We start from the raw sequence: 18106 nt of genomic DNA, 5'->3' as shown, positions 1-18106 counted from the left end.
TCTGCTTTTAGATTACGGAGCCGCTGCCGAAAAACCGGGGCCTGGGAAAAACTTTTTTCCTCTTCTTCGGCTGACACAGGGAGGATACGGCGGCCGGTCTCCAAAACCGGGGCCGCGGCGGAAATTTTTCTGCGTTAATCGTCGTCATCCCGCTCTCCGTCATCGTCGCCATCATCATCGTCATCGCCGTCCCAGTCGTCGTCATCGTCGTCCCGGTCATCGCCGTCATCCCGGTCCTCATAGTCGGTGTCACCGTCCACATAAGGGCCGTCGTCGGGAGGTTCATAGTCGGTGACGCCGTCGCTGTAAGGACCGTAATCCGTATCCTCATAATCGGTGACCCCGTCGGCGTTGGGGCCGTAGTCCGTGTCATCGTAGTCCGTGATCCCCGGGTCGGCAGAGGGGACAGGGGGCGCGGAGGGCGCCGGCGTGGGCTCCGGCACAGGCTCCGGCGTGAGGTCCGAGGTGGGGGACGGCGTGGGGCTGGGCGGCGCCACCGGGATCACCACCTCGGTGGCCGGTTCCTCCTCCGGCGCGGGGCCGATTTGGATCACGATGGTCTCCCCGTACCGCTCCTCCAGATCCTCCCGGGCCGCCTGTTCCTCCCGGGCCTGCCAGTCGGCGTCGGCGCTGGTGACCGTGATGGACACCGTCTCCCCGCCGGAGAGGTAGCCCATATCGATGGCCCGCTCCACCAGCTCCCCGGTCACGTCCTCCCGGTCCTTGCCGCTGTATTCGTAGCCCGCAATCAGGCTCTGGCCGTCCTCATTGAGCCCCTCCAGCTCCAGCACCCGGTCGGTGCGGCTGAGGGTGAGCTCCACATCCGGGTTGATCTGGATGCGCAGGGCGCCGTAGGGGGTGAAGTTTGGCTGGTAGTAGCCAAAGAACACCAAGCACAGACAGGCGGCCAGGCCAGCCACGCCGGACAGGGGCTTCCACAGGGCGGGGCGTTTTTCCCTGGGGTGCCGCAGCTCCACGATGTCCCGCACTGTGTCCCCCACCTGATAGCGCAGGTTGGCGGCCTTCAAAAAGCGGCCCTCCTCGTCCAGCACCACCGCGTAGGCCGGATGCACCTCCATGACCAGATAGCTCACGCCTCGTCGCCCCCTCTCTTGGGGCCCACCTGGCACAGGTGGCCCCGGATGATCTCATAGCCGTTGGTGAAGGCCAGCAGGATGGCCACCAGGTACTTCCGGTGCCGCTCCATGGTCTTCCTGTCGGTGCCGGAGCCGGCGGACAGCTCCCCCATGGGCAGCTTGCCCGTGTCCTCCACCCGTTTCAGCAGCTCCGGCTGGGTCCGGGCGAAGTCCAGCACCCGGCGGCAGGCGACGAAGGTCCGCTCCTGCCGGGGGCAGTTGTCCGCCACATCGGAGAAGGTCAGGCCAAACTGGGCCAGCTTCTCGGAAAACTCCTGGATCTCCCGCCGGCTGGCGGTGCGCACCGCATAGTCCCCGGCGTGGTCCACGGTGTCGGGGATGGTGTCCAGCAGCTCGCCGCCGTCCTCCTCCCCGCCCAGGGGGGTGTGGAGGGAGATCACGTTGCCGTGGCGCTTCTCCGTCCGGTAGTGGTCGATGAGCCGGTTTTTAATAGCACGGGCGGCGTAGGGCAGAAAAGCGCCCCGGCTCTTCTCATAGGCCAGCACCGCCTCATAGAAGGCCAGCATGGCGATGCTCAGTTCGTCCTCATGGCCGTTTTCCGGGGCGGTATGAAGAAACTTCACCGTCTCCGAGCGGATAAAGCCCATGTACTGACGGATGAGGGCGTCCGCCGCCTCCGAGTCCGTCTTGGCCGATCGTACCTGGGAAACGATGTCGTGCTCTGTGCGCACCATTGCCATCCCTCCATCCCCCTCCGGCAGTAGGATACGGACACGCCGCCGGATTTTCGGGGTCACAGCAGAAATTTTCAAAGGGTAGAAAACACTATTGTAAAGTTTAGCGGCTGCGAAACGGAGGCGCGACCGTCTGGATGTCAAATCTTTGTCAAATGTATGCAAAGAAACGGATGGGGCGGTTTTGTGTTCCCTTGGATGGGTTGCGCGCCAGGGTTCTTCGTGGTAGGATGGAGGCACGCACACAGAAAGGAGCGCGCGGGATGAAACAGATCTTTTCTTTCGGTTTGACAGCGGCGCTTTTGCTGGCCTGCCTGACCGGCTGCGGCGGACAGGCGGGCGGCGCCGCGCCCGGCGGGACGGCCCCCTCCGGCGGCCAGACTCCCCCGGCGTCCTCCGTTCCGGAAACGCCCGCCGGCCAGGGGCAGACGCCGCCTGTGTCCCCCGACCCGGAGAGGGGAGTCGCCGCCGGGGAGATCAGCCGGGAGGAGGCCCTGGCCATCGCCCTGGACAATGCGGACGTGCCGGAGGGCGACGCCTACAACATCAAAAACGAGACCGACAGCGACAATGGCATCCCCATCTATGACATCGAGTTCGAGACCGACTACGGCGACTACGACTTTGAGGTGGCCATGGCCGACGGTCGCATCGTTGGTGCGGACTACGAGGTGGACGAGGAGTGGCTGGACGCTCTGGACGGCAGCCCTGTCACAGCGGAGGAGGCCACTTCCATCGTGGCCGGCAAGGTTTCCGGCGCCAGTGCGGCGGACGTATCTGTCTGGGAAGAGTCCGGCGACGGCCGGGGACGTTACGAAGGGGAGCTGTTCCTGGACGGCATGAAGTACGAGTTTGAACTGGACCCCCGGACGGGGCGGATCTTCGACTGGACCGCCGATCTGAGGGACTGACCGGCACAGAAAAGCAGCGGGGAGAAGGCACATCTGCCTACTCCCCGCTGCTTTATTTTGCTGATGTTTAGAATGGCTCCTTGGGCGAGAGTCCCAGTTTGGCCTCCAGTTCCCGCGTTTTGGTCTCCATCTCGTACAGCGCCATGGAGGGCGTTTTTTCCTGCCTGGTCACCATCTTGACCAGGAGCTCGCTCAGGATGGACGCATTCGTCCGCTCCAGCAGCTCCATCGCCCGCTCCAACGTTTGCCCGGAGAATCCGACCTTTTCCAGCTTCCGGCGTTCCTTATCCAAACGCTTCATGGTCTTCACACCCCAATTCGCCTGGTTATTTGGTGAATTGGGACAGGGCCAGCAGCGCCTGGGCAGTCTGCACCCGAGTGGCTGCCTGGCCGGGGGCCAGCGTGTCCAAGGAGGTCGCGGTGAGCACGCCGGTCTCCACCGCCCAGGTCATGGCCTCCGCAGCGTAGCCGGCGATCTGGTCATAGTCGGCGAACTCCCGGACGGCCATGCCGCCCTGGGCGGTGTCATAGCCCTCATGCCGGGCGTAGCGGTAGAGCATGACCGCCAGCTGCTCCCGGGTGATGGGATCGTCCGGGCCGAACAGGCCGCCGCCGTAGCCGCCGGCGATCCCCTCGGAGACGGCCCAGCGGACGGCCTCGCCATAGGAGGCCGCCGGGTCCACATCGGAGAAGTCCATCAGATAATTCACCACCGGGCGGCCCTCCAGCGCCCACAGGGCCGTGACCGCCTCGCCCCGGGTCAGCGTCCCATTGGGCTCAAAGCGGTCCGCGCTGACGCCGGCCATCAGGCCGTTCTCACAGACATAGCGCACCGCCTGGGCATCCCGGGCCTCCACATCGGTGAAGGGCAGGACGGACAGGGGCTCGCCGCCCACCTGATAGACAGCCACCGTGCCGGATACCTCACAGGCTGCCAGCAGCAGGGCCTCTCCGGTGGGGCTGACGGCATCACTCAGGAACAGCAGACCCTCGGGGGCCACATCGCCGCCGGTGACCCACTTGTCCAGCTCCCCGTCCTCATACTCCTCGGAGCCCTCCACTATGGAGGCGAAATCCCGGGTGTTAATGTAGTTCACGTACTGGGCGGAGGCAAGCTCGGTCACGTCATAGACCATGACGCCGCCGGTGCGCTCCAGGGCCACGAAGGCATAGGTGCGGCCGTCCACCGTACCAACCGTGACGCTCTCCGCCTCCGGTCCCTTCTTGCCAGAGCGGTCATCCACCACGGTGTTGTCGTTGGAGCAGTTGTAGTAATCGGTCAGGTACCGGGCGGTGAGGGTCTCAAAGTCGTTGCCGCTGGTGAACACCTCGGTGACGCCGTTCTCCCCGGCCTCATAAATGGTAAAGGTGCGGCCGCCGAAGAGGTAGTCCTTGCCGCTGTCCAAGCCGTCAAAGTCCTCCACCTTGAAGAAGACCACCTTGCCCTCCAGGCCGGAGTTCTCCCCGGTGATGGCTCCAGTGGGGGAGGTCACGCCCTCCTCGCCGAAGTCCTGCTCGTCCTCGCTGAGGTAGAAGGTGCCCAGATCCTCGTCGCCCCACTCTCGGGCGTCGCCCTCGTTGGCGGTGACCAGATAGGTTTTGCCGTCCACCTGGAAGGCGGCGATGCCGTCGGGCATCCGGATGCCCATGAGGCTGCCGTAGGTCCTGGGCGCATAGGCGTCATCCTTCTTGTCGATATCAATGGGGGTGACGCTGTAGTCCTCAAAACCTGCGGAGTAGATCCCGTCAAAGGTACGGGAGGCCAGATCCAGCACGGCGATGGCATTGTTCTCCTGCAGGGTGACATAGGCCTTGCCGCCGGATACGGCGATATACTCCGGCTCCAGGTCCGTGGAGGGATCGACTCCCTTCTTCAGCACGATCCCGGCTGAGGCCAGCTCGTCACGGCGGGCGTCGAAAGCGTCAAAGCCCACCACCTCGCTGGTGAGGGTTGACACATCTGCCACAGTAACCGAGCCCCTGGGATCAACGATTCCGTCGCCGTAGCCCTCCCGAGGCTCCCCCTCGTCTGCGGTGAGGACGGTGCTGCTGCCGGCAAAGGTCACCATATCCGGCTGCACACCGGTTTCCACCAGTCCCCTCAGGGTCAAGGAGCCGTCGGCATTGCAGGCGAACAGGGCTACCCGGCCGGCGTCATGATATCCCTCCGCCTGGAGGGCGGCGGCCAGGATGGTGTTGTCCGGAGAGATGGCCACGGAGGTCATGTCCCCATAGCGGAATGAGCTGTCCGCCGCCTCCACCAGGGCCTTCACGTCGATGTCCGTGCCGCTGAGCCGGGCGACGGAGATCCCGGCGGTGAGATCCCCCAGGGGGATTGCCGCCAGCAGGCCGCTCTGGCCGTTGATGGCGTAAGCATAGCCATTGCTCTGGCTGTAGGCCACGATCTCCATGACGCCGCCGTCCACGTTGTACTGGCCGGAGGCGTACCGGGCAATCAGGTTCAGATTCAGGGGGGAATTGCCGTTTTCATACCCAGCGGTCGAGTTGATGCCCGCTGCCGCCGCTGGCACCACAGTGCCCAGCTGAAGCGCCAGGGCGAGGGCCATGGCAATGGCTGCCGGCCGTCTTGCTTTTCTCATGCTGTTTCCTCCTGCGATTTTGTTTTGGAAAGGGAGCGGTACGTTCTCCCTATTTGATTTAGTATAATCCCACGACTGTAAAATCCGAAAAAGGGAATGTGTAAATTTCTTGTAGGCAGAGGAGGTCTGGAACGAAACCGGGTTCATAGCAAACGCGCTTCACATGGATTTGACGGTTTCTTTACTGAAATACCGTCGCACGCTGGGAAAGGCGTCTGCTATACTGAACACAGATGCGGTAGGCATCGGTTGGGAGCGGCAGTATGGAGTACGGTTTCAGACAGCCCGATCAAAATCGACAGAGTATGATCAGCGCCGGTTTGCGCCCTTACAGGGCGGACCGGCGCTGTTTTTGTGGATGCCGCGCCCAATGGTCATAAGACAGCAAAGAAGAAAGGCAGGCGCAACGTATGCAGAAGACCTATGTGCTGGACGCCAATGTCCTCCTCCAGGCCCCCTACGCTCTGGAGTCCTTCGAGGACAACCACATCGTGCTGCCACTGGCGGTGCTGGAGGAGTTGGATGATCGGAAGGGAGCTGACGGTGAAGCGGGAAACAACGCCCGACATGTGCTCCGCTTCCTGGAGAGATTACGGCTCCAAGGAGACCTGGTAAAAGGCGTGACCCTGCCCAGTGGAGGCACCGTGCGCCTGGAGGTCAACCATGTGGACGCGGCCCTTCCCCAAGGGATAGAACCCGGCAGCCGGGCGGGAAGGGTGCTGAAGGTGTGTCGGGGCCTCATGGACGAGGGAGCGCCGGTGACGCTGGTGAGCCGGGACATGGTCGCTCGCATCCGGGCCCAGATGATGGAGGTGCCGGCGGAGGACTTCACCACCGACCGGCTGCCGGATGGAGCCCAGCCCTACACCGGCCGGGCGGAGGTCTACATCTCGGACAGCCTGCTCACAGCGTTCAAGAAAAAGGGAGCTCCGGCGGAAGAACTCTATACCGTGGACGGCGCGGGGGAGCGGAAGCCGGTTTCCTTGACCGAGAACCAGTTTGTCCTTCTGCACTCGGATACCGAGCCGAAAAAGACCATGCTGGGCCGTTTCCGGGAGGGGAAGGTCACCGCCCTGCGCTTTGGCGGCGTCCGCCCATTCGGCGTCAAGCCCCGGAGCGTGGGGCAGCAATTCCTGCAGGAGGCCCTGCTGCTGCCGGTGGCGGAGGCGCCCCTGGCCATCATCCAAGGGCCGGCGGGCACCGCCAAGACCTTTTACGCCCTGGCTGCAGGGCTGGAGCAGGTGCTGGAGGCGGAGGAACGGCCCTATCGGAAGATTCTGGTGTGCCGCCCCAATGCCCAGTTTGACGCGGACATCGGTTTTCTCCCGGGCAGTGAGCAGGAAAAGATCTCCCCCCTCATGCGGCCCATTGTGGACAACCTGGAGATCTTGCTGGACCTGGAGGGGAAGAAAAAGGAGCGGCGCAGCGAGGAGGAGCTGCGGGGGCGCATTGACTACCTCTTTGACACCGGCGTCATCGCTGCCGAGGCCATGAACTTCATGCGGGGCCGCTCCATCACCGATACCTGGCTCATCATCGACGAGGCCCAGAACCTCACCCCCCGGCAGGTCAAGGGCATCATCACCCGGGTGGGAAAGGGCACCAAGGTAGTGCTGCTGGGGGACCCGGCCCAGATCGACCACCCCCTGCTGGACACCCGGAGCAACGGATTGACCTATGCCAGCGCCCGCATGAAGGGCAGTCCCCTGTGCGTCCAGCTGACCATGCTCCCTGACGAGTGCGAGCGTTCCTCTTTGGCTCTGGACGCGGCGATGCGGATGTAAATGAGGGCAGAACTTACATAACACGGCAGATAAGAAAATTTATTTACATTTTACAGGACTTTGGGGGAAGAATTTACATCCCGGTGGTACACTGTGCCTGTGTGAGCGAGAAACACACCATCATAGGGAGGAAAATATGCTATGAGTATCGCACAGAAGCAGACTGCCACACAGTCCCAGAAGCTGATGATCTTTGTCCTGTCCATGTCCCTGTACGGGCTGGCCACCCTGTTCACGGAGCTGATCCCCAAGTTCCAAGTGGGGGTCGTGGAGTTCTCCGTGGAGTACTTCCTGTTCATTCCCCTGACCCTGGCCATGCTGTTCGACCCCCTGTCCGCCGCCCTGGGCGCCGCCACCGGCGAGCTGGTGTTCAGCGAGATCATGCTGGGCCAGTTCGGCGGCCTGGGCGAGCTGGAGAAGTTCCTTACCGTCACCATCGGCGTGTACATCGCCGGCCGGCTGGTGAAGGACCCCAGGAACCGCGCCCTGGTGGGCGTGGCCGCCATCACCGGCACCGCCGCGCAGCTGCTGATGGGAACCGCGGTGGACATCCTGAAGGTCCAGCTGGCGGTGGAGGACTTCGAGGCTGTGGCCGGCCTGCCTGAGAGCGTGTTCGCCACCGAGGGCTTCGCCTTCCTCAATGACCTGCTGTTCTCCGGCATCCTGTTCTGCCTGCTGCCCACTCTGTACCTGGTACCCAAGCTGTACGGCAAGATCGAGCCCCTGCTGGGCATGGCTCCCCGCACCCCGGACAGCGCCGTCAGCGGCATCAGCCCCAAGGCCCTGGCCGTGTGCGCCGTCGGCTTTGTGTGCGCCATCGTGGCCGAGCTGGCCGCCACCGCCGGCATGTCCCTCATCGACTGGGAGGCCGAGTGGGCGGAGAGCGGCACCGCCATGGCCGTGGGCATGGTAGCGGCCGCCGCGGTGGCCATCATCGCCCTGCTGGTCATCAAAAAGAACGCCGGGAAAAAGGCCGCGGTGAACTGACATGAACGCGGTTGAGATCGACGGCCTGACCTATACCTACCCAGGCGCCCCTCAGCCCACCCTGAAAGAGATCTCCCTTCAGATCGAGAAAGGGGACTTCCTGGCGGTCGTTGGCAACAACGGCTGCGGGAAGTCCACTTTGTGTAAGGCCCTCAACGGCCTGATCCCCCACTTTATCACGGGGACCATGGAGGGAAGCGTGCGGGTGGAGGGGCTTGACACCCGGGAGAGCGACGTGGGCGTCCTGGCCCAGAAGGTGGGCTATGTATATCAGGACTTTGAAAACCAGATCGTCCGGCCCACCGTGCTGGACGACGCCTCCTATGCCTGCCTGAACTACGCCTTCCCCGACTACCTGGCGCGGGGCAGGACTGCTTTGCGGCAGTGCGGTCTGGAGGGCCGGGAGGAGGAGTACGTCTGGCAACTCTCCGGCGGTCAGACCCACCTGCTGGCCCTGGCCGGCGCGGTGTCCCTCCAGCCGGACATTCTGATCCTGGACGAGCCCATCGCCCAGTTGGACCCCATGCACGCCGACCGGATCTATGAGGTCCTCCGGGACTTGAATGAGAACCACGGCAAGACCATCCTCGTCATTGAACACCATACCGAGTACATCGCCGACTACTGCAAGCATGTGATGCTGATGAGGGACGGCCAGGTGCGCTGGATACTGCCCACGGAGAATGCCCTCCAGCGGGTGGAGGAGCTGGAGGAATGCAACATCTTCCCGCCCCAGGTGACCCAGGCGGCCTATGGCCTGCGGAAGGGCGGTGTTCTCCCGGCGGATGTCCCTCTGCCCACCACCGTGGAAGAAGGAAAGACCGCCTTCTCCCAGCTGCGGTATGTGCCGGGTGCGCCCCGGCGGACGCCGGAGGCCACCAGTGAGGCGGCGGTATCCTTTCAGAACGTGTCTCTCTCCTACCGCTCGGTGAAGGGAGAGCCTCGCACGGTCTTTCAGGATTTGAATCTGACCATCCGTAGGGGGGAGAAGGTGGCCCTCATCGGCTCCAACGGGGCGGGCAAGTCCACCCTCATGAAGCTGATGGTGGGTCTGCTGAAGCCCAATTCCGGCACAGTTTCCCTCTTTGAGGAGGCCATTGGGGACAAAAAGGCCGAGGATCTGTCCCGGCAGATCTCCCTGGTGTATCAAAACCCGGAGGAGATGTTCATCAAGGACTCCATCCGCGCCGACATCGCCTACGCCATGGAGGTGCGGAACGTCCCGGAGTGGGAGAAACGCACCGGGGAGCTGCTGGAGCGGTTCCGGCTGACAGAGCTGGCAGACCGGGACGGTCGCCTCATGTCCGGCGGGCAGATGCGCCGGGCCAGCCTGGCCATCGGCATCGCCCTGAATCCCGGCATCCTGCTGCTGGACGAGCCCACCGCCAATCTGGACATTGCCACCCGGCGGGAAATCATGGCGGTGCTGGAGGACATGAAGGACGTGATCCAGACCGCCGTCATCGCCACCCACGACATGCAGCTGGTGTGCCAGTGGGCGGAGCGGATCATCGTGCTGTGCGGCGGGCGCGTGGTGGCGGATGGATCCCGGGATGAGATCTTTGCCCGGGCCGATGTGGTGGAGCAGGTGGGCATCCGCCCGCCGGAGATCTTCTCTATGGCCCAGGCTCTGGACCGCCGGGCCCTGTGCTATACCGTCGAGGAATTTTTATCGTCCTTTCAGGAGGCTTGACTGCTGTGGAAAAATTGACTGCCAAACTCTCAGAGAGCATCCTGGACAAATTCTCCATGGACTTCCTTCGCAATCAGGTGCTGAAGAACGCCTACGGCAACGACGACACTGTGATCGCCGCCCTGGACCCCCGGATTCTGCTGGCCTGGTACCTGTTTTTCGGCCTGGTGCCCTGGTTTGTGAACGACATTCCCTTTCTGCTGGGGTGCTTCCTGCTGGTGATGGCCACCACCATCCTGGCCCGGGTGGCGGGTCTGGTGCTGTTCCTGTTCGCCCTGGGGGTCTTCTCCCAGACGGGGTATCTGTTCCTGGTGACCCTCCTCTTTGGGGGCGACGCCTCCGCCATTGCTCCGCTGTTGGTGCTCACCCTGAAGGTGGCCACCATCTCTCTGGCCTCGGTGACTGTGTTCTCCGGCCTGGATCCGGATAAGCTGTCCAACGGCCTGATGTGGTACGGCTGCCCGGAGCGGCTGAGCTTCTCCATCTCCTACGCCTACCGGATGCTGCCCATGCTCATGGAGGAGTTTCAGAATGTGCTGCTCTCCTACCGGCTGCGGGGCAATCCCCCCGCCCACGAGACCTTCGGGGGCAAGGTCAAGTACCTGATCTATCAGGTGAAGATCATCATGCAGTCCTTCTACCCCCTGATGCTCAACACCGCCAAGCGCTCCCGCACCACGGTGGAGGCCCTGGAGCTGCGGGGATACCGATATGCCGCCGTCAATAAGGCGGTGAAGAAGATCAAGCTGGCATCCCTGAAAGTATCCTGCAATGACGGGATCTTCCTTGCGGTTTCCCTGCTGGTGGTGGCGGTGGCGGTTCTGATCTCTACATTGCTGTAAGAAAGAAGGGTTTCTCTTGCGCCTGGATTTTCACACTCACGGGAAGCTGGCCAAAAAGCTCCCGTTTTCCACCGCCTACACCGACTGGCTCTTCGGCGAGGCCAGAGCTGCCGGCCTGGACGCCCTGTGCCTGACGGAGCACTTCAACACCCTCCAGTTCGCCGACGTATATGGCTACATCGCCTCGGTGAGCCGCAGAACGGGGGACACCCTGGAGCTGGAAAACGGCCTGAAAATTTTCCCCGGCATGGAGACGGATGTGGCGGAAGGCGGCCACATCCTGTCCGTCGGACCCCTGGAGGCCATTCTGGAGCTGAACCGCCGGCTGGAGCCCAACAAGGAGAAGGGCTCCTTCCTCCCCTTCCAGCGGCTGATGGACCTGTTTGAGGAGTTCCCGGTGGTGGTGGGCTGCGGCCACCCCTTCCGCGCCCCTGGCCATGTGCCCGAGCTGCCGGAGGAGCAGCTGCGCCGCCTGAAATTTCTGGACCTGAACGGCAAGGACCTGGCCCTGGACCAGGCGCGCACCGAGCGGCTCACCTACGCCCTGGGGAGAAGGCTGGACATCCCCGTGGTGTCCGGCAGCGACACCCACCAGGCGGTGCAGTACGGCTGCGTCACCACCGTGTTTGAGCGGGAGTGCAACACCATCCCGGCCCTCTATGAGGAGATGCGGGAGGGCCGCTATGCCATCCGCCTGGCGGACACCGCCCCCTTCCAGGTGCGCACCGCCTGCCTGCTGAAGCGGTCGTTAAAGGAGATCCACGCCCTGGGGGGCGACTATGTGTCCATCCTGACCCAGGGGGCTGCCGTATGAATGACCAAATCGTAACGCTGGAGGAACAGGCCGTTCAGGCAGTGCGGGAGGCGGGAGCCCTCCTGGCCGACCCCGCCGCCGTCCGCAGCATCCGGGCCAAAAGCAAGACGGACTATGTCACCAATGTGGATGTGGCGGTACAGGAGTTTCTGCGGGAGCGCCTGGCGGCCCTGGCCCCGGACATCCAGTTCATGGGGGAGGAACAAGACAACCGCCCCCTGGACTGGAGCCGCCCCTGCTGGATCTTGGACCCGGTGGACGGCACCACCAACCTGATCCACCGCTTCCGGCACAGCGCCGTCTCTCTGGCCCTGGCGGAGGGTGGACAAATCCGCCTCGGTGTGGTATATAATCCATACAGCGGCGAGTGCTTTACCGCCAGGCGGGGGCTGGGCGCCTTTTGCAATGGCAGTCCCATTCGTGTAAGCGGCACAGATCGCCTGGGGGACAGCCTCCTCTCGGTGGGGACAGTCCCGGGCTGCCGGGAGCTGGCCGACACGGCGTTTCGCCAGATGCGGGACTTGTACGACGCCTGCCAGGACATCCGGCGGACAGGCTGTGCCAGCCTGGATCTGTGCTGGGTGGCCTGCGGCCGCCTGGACAGCTATGTGGAGCTTATGCTCCAGCCGTGGGACTATGCCGCCGGGCTTCTGCTGGTGGAGGAGGCAGGAGGGCGGGTCACCGCCCCGGACGGAAGCCCCCTCTCCCTGTGTCAGGGCGGGCCCCTGCTGGCCACCAACGGCAGGCTGCACACCGCCATGCAATCTCTCTTGAAGTGAGGACACCCATATGGACCTGCGCCTTTCCACCCCGGCCGGGGAGCTGACCCGGGCGGAGCAGAAGATCTTGGACTATATCAACACCAACACCGACGCCTTTCTGTTTTCTTCCATCGGGCAGCTGGCCCAGCAGCTGGAGCTGTCTGACGCCACCGTCTCCCGGTTTGCCCGGCACGTGGGCTGCCGGGACTTCAAGGCCCTGAAGGCTCTGGTGATGGAACAGGCTTCCGGCCCCGCAGTGAAAATGGCGGGGACCCTGCAGCAGGAGGAGAGCTTTTCCCCCCAGAGCTGGCTGACGCGCCAGCAGGAGTATCTGGAAAAGACCGCTCAGCTCCTCTCCACCCAGGAGTTTAAGACAGCGGTGGAGGCCATCTGCTCGGCCCGGACGGTATTTCTCCACGGGAAAAACGCCTCGGCCGCCCTGGCGCAGCTCCTCCACTTCCGTCTGCGCCGAGTGGGCGTGCGCGTGTCGCTGCTGCCCTCCGGGGGCGCGGAGCTGCTGGAGGGGCTGATCCAGGCCGGGCCGGAGGACCTGGTGGTGCTGTTCAGCTTTTCCAAGCTCTCCCGGGAGGGCCACGTTCTTCTGAATCATAGCCGGGCCGCCGGCTATCGGACCCTGGCTTTTGTGGGCCGCACCTGTCTTCCTGCAGAGGAGCGGGCGGATATCAGCCTGTTCGCTTACCGGGGTAGAGAAAAAGAATACCACTCCATGGCGGCTCCCGCCGCCCTGCTGGACGCCTTGGCCGTGGCGGTGGCAGAACGGTTAGGCTTCGAGGGCACAAATCGTCTCCAGGCGCTGCACCAAATGAAAAAGGATTATTTCCCAGACGGATGAACGCATCCCCCATACGCACACATGGGGGATGCGTTCATTTTCCGGGATGTCTCACGGATTTTACACGCATTTTACTGTGCTGTGGTAGTAGACATAGACCAGCTGTGATATGGTAAATTAGGCTTATTTTATATATTTCGTGGGCGGGTTTTCGCTGCCTGCGCGCCACATTGGGAAAGGAAGGATCTGTTGCTATGAAACGCACGGTTTTATCCGTATGTATCCTGGCATTGGCATTGATTCTGACGGCCTGCAGTCCGACGCTGTCTGACAGCACAGCCTCCGCCGACAATTCCTCCGGCGGAGAACACACTTTCAATTATGGCGGAGATGTGACCCTGCGCATCCTCTCCGGCTCGGAGAACCAGGAGCTGGAGGGCATCCTGGATGACTTTGCCCGGGAACGGGGTGTGAACATCGAAATGGACTACCGAGGCTCCCTGGACATCATGCGCACCCTCCAGGGAGAGAGCATCGACTACGACGCGGTGTGGCCTGCCAGCAGCCTGTGGCTCACCGCCGGGGACACCCAGTACCGTGTCAAACATACCCAGTCCATCTCCATTACCCCGGTGGTCTTTGGCATCCGCCAGAGCTTGGCGGAGGAGCTGGGCTTTGTAGGCACGGAAGTGTCGGTCAGCGACCTCCTCTCCGCCATCCAGTCCGGGAAGCTGAACTTCTGCATGACCTCCGCCACCCAGTCCAACTCCGGGTGCAGCGCCTACATTGGTTTTCTTTATGCTCTACTGGGCAATCCGGATGTGATCACGTCGGAGAGCCTCCAGACTCCCGGCCTCTCGGAACAGATCACCCAGCTGCTCTCCGGCGTAGACCGGTCCTCCGGCAGCTCTGACTGGCTGAAGGATCTGTTTCTCACCGGCGGCTATGACGCCATGGTGAACTATGAGTGCCTTATCATCAGCGCCAATCAGGAACTGGAGGCCCGTGGGGAGGAGACCCTGTATGCCGTCTACCCCTATGACGGTCTCTCCATTGCCGATTCTCCCCTGGGCTATGTGGACAACGGGGATGCCGAGAAGGAACAGGCATTCCTGGATCTGCAGGAGTACCTCCTGTCCGACGAGGTGCAAAACGAGATCCAGCGCACCGGCCGCCGCACCGGCTACGAGGGGGTGTCGGCGGAGAACGCGGACGTATTCCGCGCCGACTGGGGCATCCAGCCCGACCGGGTACTCTCCCCCATCCGGATGCCGTCCACCGAGGTGCTGATGGAGTGCCTGAACCTGTACCAGACAGAGTTCCGCAAGCCCTCTCTCACCATATATTGTCTGGACTACTCCGGCAGTATGGAGGGAACCGGCCGGGAGCAAATGGTAGAGGCCATGAGCCAGATCCTGATCCAGGAGAACGCGGAGAAGAATCTGCTCCAGGCCTCGGAGCATGAGGTCAATATCCTCATCCCCTTTGAGGGCTACCCGCGGGACATCTACACCGCCGTCGGAAATGGAAGCGAACTGGAATCCCTCTACACCAAAGTGGAGGCGGAGGAGGCCACCGGCGGCACAGATATTTACGCCGCAGCTACAGAGAGCCTGCGGCAGCTGGGAAACTACGATCTGAGCCAGTACACCCCCGCCATCATACTATTGACGGACGGGGTATCTGATGGCAGCATCGACGCTTTCCAAACCGCCTATGAGGCATTCGGAGCAGACGTACCGGTGTTCTCCATCATGTTCGGCTCCGCCGACCCCACCCAGCTGGAGGAGCTGGCAGAGCTGACTCACGCGCGGGTCTTTGACGGACGGGAGGATCTGATCGGGGCCTTCCGCAGTGTGAAGGGGTACAACTGAGATGAAAAAAGGACAGCTGCGGCAGCTGGTACTGTCGCTGGGGGCGGGAATCGCGGTCTTTCTGGTTCTGGCACTGGCCCTCCGATGGAGTTTCCTCTTCAGCGCCGCGCTGGGGGTGGGAATCTATCTGGGCCTGTGGTTTCTGCTGACCCCCAAGGCAGACCCCGTCACCCTCTATTTCGCCAAGCGGCCAGACGGCGGCGAGATGCAGGCCCTGATGGAGGAGGCGGCGCGGGATCTGAGAGCCATCCGGTCGGCCGCCGGCCGCATCACAGACGTCCGGACCCATGAGGACGCCCTGGCCCTCACGGAGACGGGGGATCGCCTCTACCGGTATCTCCGGGAGCATCCGGAGAAGATCCCGTCGGCCAACCGCTTCCTCACCTACTACCTGGACACGGTGGGCCGGATCTTGGGGCAGTATGTGAAGTTCCAGGAGGCCGGGCTGGGGACTTCCGAGGTGCGGGAGTTCCAGCGGAAGGTGCGGGCCATCCTGCCCAAGCTGAAAACTGGATTCGAGGCACAGCTCAGTCAGCTGATGGCCTCGGAGCGGTTTGACGCGGAGGCGGATATGAAGGTCATGGAGGGCCTGCTGAACACGGAGGGATTCCAATGGGAAGCAAATCAAAATGGATCGGTCTGATCATCCTGCTGGCCGTCATCGGGGCGGCGGCGGTCTATCTGTTGCTGGGAGGCGGCCCCCAGCCGGAGCCCGCTGTCCTGCGGGGCTATGTGGGGGGCGAGAAGATCGGCCTGCTGGAGGACGAGGCGGTACAGGACATCCTGGATCGGAACTACGGGCTCACCCTGGACTATGCCAAGGCAGGTTCCCTGGACATGGTAACGGCGGATCACGAGGGCCGGAATTTCCTCTTTCCCTCCAGCCAGACCGCCCTGGAGTATTACCAGCAGCTCTACGGCGCGCCGGACAGGAGCCAGATCGTGTTCAACACCCCCATCGTCCTCTATACCCACCGGCCCATCCTGGAGGCGTTCCAGAAAGAGGGGCTGGTGACGGAGCGGGATGGGGTGTACTATATGGATATGGCCGGCCTGGTGGCGGAGATCGAGGCGGGCACCGCCTGGGCGGACCTGGGGCTCCCGGAGCTCTACGGCACCGTGGCTGTCAACACTACCGACCCCGTGCGCTCCAACTCCGGGAATATGTTCGCGGGGCTGCTGGCCAATGTGCTGTGCGGCGGGGTGGCGGATGAGGACAGCGTGGAGGCGGTGTTGCCCCGCTTGCAGGCCATCTTCGAGAAGTTGGGCTATATGGAGGCGTCCTCCTCCGACCTCTTCGACCAGTTCCTCAAGACCGGCATGGGGGCCAAGCCCATGATCGCCGGCTATGAAAACCAACTGCTGGAGTTCGCCGTGGAGAACCCGGAGGACTGGGAACAGCTGAAGGATGACATCGTGCTGATCTATCCCACACCCACCGTCTGGTCCTCCCATATCTACATCGCCCTGGACGAGGCGGGGGAGGCGGGCATCGACGCCCTGATGGACGAGGAGATCCAGCGCCTGGCCTGGGAAAACCACGGTTTCCGTACCGAGGTATCCGGGACGGGCGCCGACGAAGACCACTTCGGCGTCCCCCACCTGGCCGCGGAGATCACCCAGGTGGCCGCCATGCCCAGCTACGCCGCCATGGAGAAGATCATTGCCGCTCTGTCGTAGAGGCGGCCTGCATAGCGCTCCCAGCCATGGCGAATAAAAACCCCATCCTGTCCACTCAGAAGATATCTGAGCTGTACGGAATGGGGTTTTGCTGTTATTGATCTGTCCATCGTGCGAGTGTGCTGATGGGTATACCTCAAGATTTGCGGGGCTGTAAACAATGAGAGTGCCTACCTATCGCTATGTTCCAAAAGTGTCCCTCAAATCTCTTACAACGGGCTGTTCTCATACACAGAGGATGCAATCTTTCAGTTCCATGGCATTGAAAGCAAGCACCGTGCTTTTCTGATCCAGGGGCAGTTCATCCCCATCCACTGTGAAGACCGCCCCGCCGGCCTCCTCCAGGATGATCCGCGCAGCGTTGTGATCCCATGGAGAGGATCGCATGGTTACAAACAGATCTGCCCGGCCTGCGGCCACTTCACACAATTCCAAGGCCACGGAACCCAGACAGCGGACACCCCGAACCTTCCGGGAGAGCCGAATCATCCGCTCTTGGTACGGATGAGGCTCCAGAAAGGTATATTGCAGGCCCGGCGTTGTCAGCAGCAGTTCCGAAAGCTCCCGCCGGCCGGAGGTGTGGATCGGCGTCTGATTCTGCCATGCGCCGCCTCCGCGCTTTGCCCAGTAGAGCGTCTCGCGTTCCACGTCCAGCACCAGGCCGAACAGCGGGGTACTTCCCTCCCAGCACCCCACGGAGATGGCGTAGTTCTGATGCTGATTGATGAAATTTGTGGTCCCGTCGATGGGATCAATATACCAAGTCACCGACCCGGTGCGATGCGCTTCCGGCGGATACTCTTCACCTACAATGGAGTCCTGGGGGAAGGCTGTCAGTATTTCATTTCGCAATAACTGCTCGATTTTCCGATCCCAACGGGTGACCAGATCCTGATGGCTCGTTTTCTGGCAAATCTCCGCATCTTCCAGACGGCACTGCCGCAGAAGATCTCCGGCATTTTGAACAACTTCCACAGCAACATTGAATCTGCCCATTCTCCACCTTCTTTCCTCTGTCTGATTTATAAAACCACATTCCTTGTGACTTGTCAAGAACGCTTCACCAGATCACCCGCATCTCCACGTTATGCAACTGAGGCATCGGGCTGTGGGTCTGGATGTAGCGGGCGGTGAGATCCGGCATTTCCACACCGCCCCGCCACAGGACGGGGCACTCCCTCAAGATCTCGTATCCACCCGTGCCCGTGGCCCGGTAGTTGCTGGTGCACAGACGGAAGGTCCCGTCTCCCAGTGGGGAGCCGTCCAGTTTTGCCAGGTGGATCACCCGACTGCCCACGGGCCGGCGCAGATCGAAGGTGTAGGAGAGCCCGGCGTAGAAGTCGTAGTTGTAGTGCTCCACTTTGGGCAGCAGGAACTCCTCTGCAATCTGGGGCTGGCCATCAACCAGGGTGAAGTATTTCTGGAGGCGACGGATCGGGACCCGATTTGGCGGGACTTCTTCTACACGGAACTCACCACCGGTCTGCGGCTGGGTGAGATCTGTGGCCTCATGTGGAGCGACTTCGATGGGCGAAA

17 protein-coding genes and 1 pseudogene are annotated in these 18106 nt (G+C 62.6%); 12 read left to right on the top strand and 6 right to left on the bottom strand.

The window, feature by feature from the left end; genetic code table 11:
• Positions 1-134: 134 nt before the first annotated feature.
• Both B5G40_RS17195 and B5G40_RS13225 read right to left on the bottom strand, forming a co-directional pair.
• Positions 135-1094, bottom strand: a complete 960-nt coding sequence (locus B5G40_RS17195) for an anti-sigma-I factor RsgI family protein (protein ID WP_204245945.1) — start codon at positions 1092-1094, stop codon at positions 135-137.
• Positions 1091-1831, bottom strand: coding sequence for a sigma factor (locus B5G40_RS13225; RefSeq protein WP_087399927.1), 741 nt, complete (start codon positions 1829-1831; stop codon positions 1091-1093). The genes B5G40_RS17195 and B5G40_RS13225 overlap by 4 nt, the downstream gene beginning before the upstream one ends.
• Positions 1832-2094: 263 nt before the next feature.
• Between B5G40_RS13225 and B5G40_RS13220 the strand changes: the two genes are divergently transcribed.
• Complete coding sequence (locus B5G40_RS13220) at positions 2095-2742, top strand: PepSY domain-containing protein (RefSeq protein ID WP_158099536.1); 648 nt, start codon at positions 2095-2097, stop codon at positions 2740-2742.
• Positions 2743-2809: 67 nt separating this feature from the next.
• Here the strand turns inward: B5G40_RS13220 and B5G40_RS13215 are convergent, their stop codons facing one another.
• A complete protein-coding gene (locus B5G40_RS13215) occupies positions 2810-3043 on the bottom strand; it encodes a hypothetical protein (RefSeq protein WP_140397238.1) in 234 nt (77 codons plus the stop codon).
• A 25-nt stretch (positions 3044-3068) separates the two neighbouring features.
• Positions 3069-5342, bottom strand: coding sequence for a choice-of-anchor I family protein (locus B5G40_RS13210; protein WP_143383416.1), 2274 nt, complete (start codon positions 5340-5342; stop codon positions 3069-3071).
• Between the two features lie 410 nt (positions 5343-5752).
• On the opposite strand from B5G40_RS13210, the gene B5G40_RS13205 reads away from it, so the two are divergent.
• The 10 genes from B5G40_RS13205 (at position 5753) to B5G40_RS13160 (ending at position 16570) form a co-directional block, all read left to right on the top strand.
• The gene (locus B5G40_RS13205) at positions 5753-7126 is read left to right on the top strand and encodes a PhoH family protein (protein ID WP_087239155.1); all 1374 of its coding nucleotides are present in this window, start codon (positions 5753-5755) and stop codon (positions 7124-7126) included.
• A gap of 141 nt (positions 7127-7267) precedes the next feature.
• On the top strand, positions 7268-8113 hold the full coding sequence (locus B5G40_RS13200; RefSeq protein WP_087337301.1) for a cell division protein FtsQ: 846 nt from the start codon (positions 7268-7270) through the stop codon (positions 8111-8113).
• A 1-nt stretch (position 8114) separates the two neighbouring features.
• Positions 8115-9806, top strand: coding sequence for an ABC transporter ATP-binding protein (locus tag B5G40_RS13195; RefSeq protein ID WP_087399924.1), 1692 nt, complete (start codon positions 8115-8117; stop codon positions 9804-9806).
• A 5-nt stretch (positions 9807-9811) separates the two neighbouring features.
• On the top strand, positions 9812-10648 hold the full coding sequence (locus B5G40_RS13190) for an energy-coupling factor transporter transmembrane component T family protein (RefSeq protein WP_087399923.1): 837 nt from the start codon (positions 9812-9814) through the stop codon (positions 10646-10648).
• A 16-nt stretch (positions 10649-10664) separates the two neighbouring features.
• Positions 10665-11462 (top strand): PHP domain-containing protein, encoded by a 798-nt coding sequence (locus tag B5G40_RS13185; protein WP_087399922.1) that lies wholly within the window; start codon positions 10665-10667, stop codon positions 11460-11462.
• The gene (locus B5G40_RS13180) at positions 11459-12241 is read left to right on the top strand and encodes an inositol monophosphatase family protein (RefSeq protein WP_087399921.1); all 783 of its coding nucleotides are present in this window, start codon (positions 11459-11461) and stop codon (positions 12239-12241) included. Before B5G40_RS13185 ends, B5G40_RS13180 begins: the two co-directional genes overlap by 4 nt.
• Before the next feature lie 10 nt (positions 12242-12251).
• Positions 12252-13076 (top strand): MurR/RpiR family transcriptional regulator, encoded by an 825-nt coding sequence (locus tag B5G40_RS13175; RefSeq protein WP_087337316.1) that lies wholly within the window; start codon positions 12252-12254, stop codon positions 13074-13076.
• A gap of 194 nt (positions 13077-13270) precedes the next feature.
• A complete protein-coding gene (locus tag B5G40_RS13170; RefSeq protein WP_087399920.1) occupies positions 13271-14890 on the top strand; it encodes a vWA domain-containing protein in 1620 nt (539 codons plus the stop codon).
• Between the two features lies 1 nt (position 14891).
• Entirely contained in the window at positions 14892-15533 is a 642-nt protein-coding gene (locus B5G40_RS13165; protein WP_087337322.1) for a 5-bromo-4-chloroindolyl phosphate hydrolysis family protein, read from the top strand.
• Positions 15503-16570: a hypothetical protein gene (locus B5G40_RS13160; protein ID WP_087239173.1), complete on the top strand. Its 1068-nt coding sequence runs from the start codon at positions 15503-15505 to the stop codon at positions 16568-16570. Before B5G40_RS13165 ends, B5G40_RS13160 begins: the two co-directional genes overlap by 31 nt.
• Positions 16571-16795: 225 nt before the next feature.
• On the opposite strand, the gene B5G40_RS13155 is transcribed toward B5G40_RS13160, so the two are convergent.
• Positions 16796-17545, bottom strand: coding sequence for an inositol monophosphatase family protein (locus B5G40_RS13155; protein WP_242959433.1), 750 nt, complete (start codon positions 17543-17545; stop codon positions 16796-16798).
• 85 nt (positions 17546-17630) lie between these two features.
• Positions 17631-17867, bottom strand: a complete 237-nt coding sequence (locus B5G40_RS17395; protein ID WP_242959434.1) for a hypothetical protein — start codon at positions 17865-17867, stop codon at positions 17631-17633.
• Positions 17868-17975: 108 nt separating this feature from the next.
• Between B5G40_RS17395 and B5G40_RS17390 the strand changes: the two are divergent.
• A pseudogene (locus B5G40_RS17390) lies at positions 17976-18106 on the top strand (site-specific integrase); the annotation flags it as partial.

Source organism: Flavonifractor sp. An9 (genome assembly GCF_002161245.1).
Taxonomy (GTDB): domain Bacteria; phylum Bacillota; class Clostridia; order Oscillospirales; family Oscillospiraceae; genus Flavonifractor; species Flavonifractor avicola.
This window is presented reverse-complemented; position numbering and strand designations above follow the sequence as displayed.

What these genes read in the sequence shown, in the direction of transcription:
- B5G40_RS13160 (WP_087239173.1), top strand. Translation starts at nt 15,503, where the DNA reads ATGGGAAGCAAATCAAAATGGATCGGTCTGATCATCCTGCTGGCCGTC.
- B5G40_RS13180 (WP_087399921.1), top strand. Translation starts at nt 11,459, where the DNA reads ATGAATGACCAAATCGTAACGCTGGAGGAACAGGCCGTTCAGGCAGTG.
- B5G40_RS13220 (WP_158099536.1), top strand. Translation starts at nt 2,095, where the DNA reads ATGAAACAGATCTTTTCTTTCGGTTTGACAGCGGCGCTTTTGCTGGCC.
- B5G40_RS13170 (WP_087399920.1), top strand. Translation starts at nt 13,271, where the DNA reads ATGAAACGCACGGTTTTATCCGTATGTATCCTGGCATTGGCATTGATT.
- B5G40_RS13215 (WP_140397238.1), bottom strand. Translation starts at nt 3,043, where the DNA reads ATGAAGCGTTTGGATAAGGAACGCCGGAAGCTGGAAAAGGTCGGATTC.
- B5G40_RS13175 (WP_087337316.1), top strand. Translation starts at nt 12,252, where the DNA reads ATGGACCTGCGCCTTTCCACCCCGGCCGGGGAGCTGACCCGGGCGGAG.
- B5G40_RS13195 (WP_087399924.1), top strand. Translation starts at nt 8,115, where the DNA reads ATGAACGCGGTTGAGATCGACGGCCTGACCTATACCTACCCAGGCGCC.
- B5G40_RS13200 (WP_087337301.1), top strand. Translation starts at nt 7,268, where the DNA reads ATGAGTATCGCACAGAAGCAGACTGCCACACAGTCCCAGAAGCTGATG.
- B5G40_RS13165 (WP_087337322.1), top strand. Translation starts at nt 14,892, where the DNA reads ATGAAAAAAGGACAGCTGCGGCAGCTGGTACTGTCGCTGGGGGCGGGA.
- B5G40_RS13205 (WP_087239155.1), top strand. Translation starts at nt 5,753, where the DNA reads ATGCAGAAGACCTATGTGCTGGACGCCAATGTCCTCCTCCAGGCCCCC.
- B5G40_RS13210 (WP_143383416.1), bottom strand. Translation starts at nt 5,342, where the DNA reads ATGAGAAAAGCAAGACGGCCGGCAGCCATTGCCATGGCCCTCGCCCTG.
- B5G40_RS13225 (WP_087399927.1), bottom strand. Translation starts at nt 1,831, where the DNA reads ATGGTGCGCACAGAGCACGACATCGTTTCCCAGGTACGATCGGCCAAG.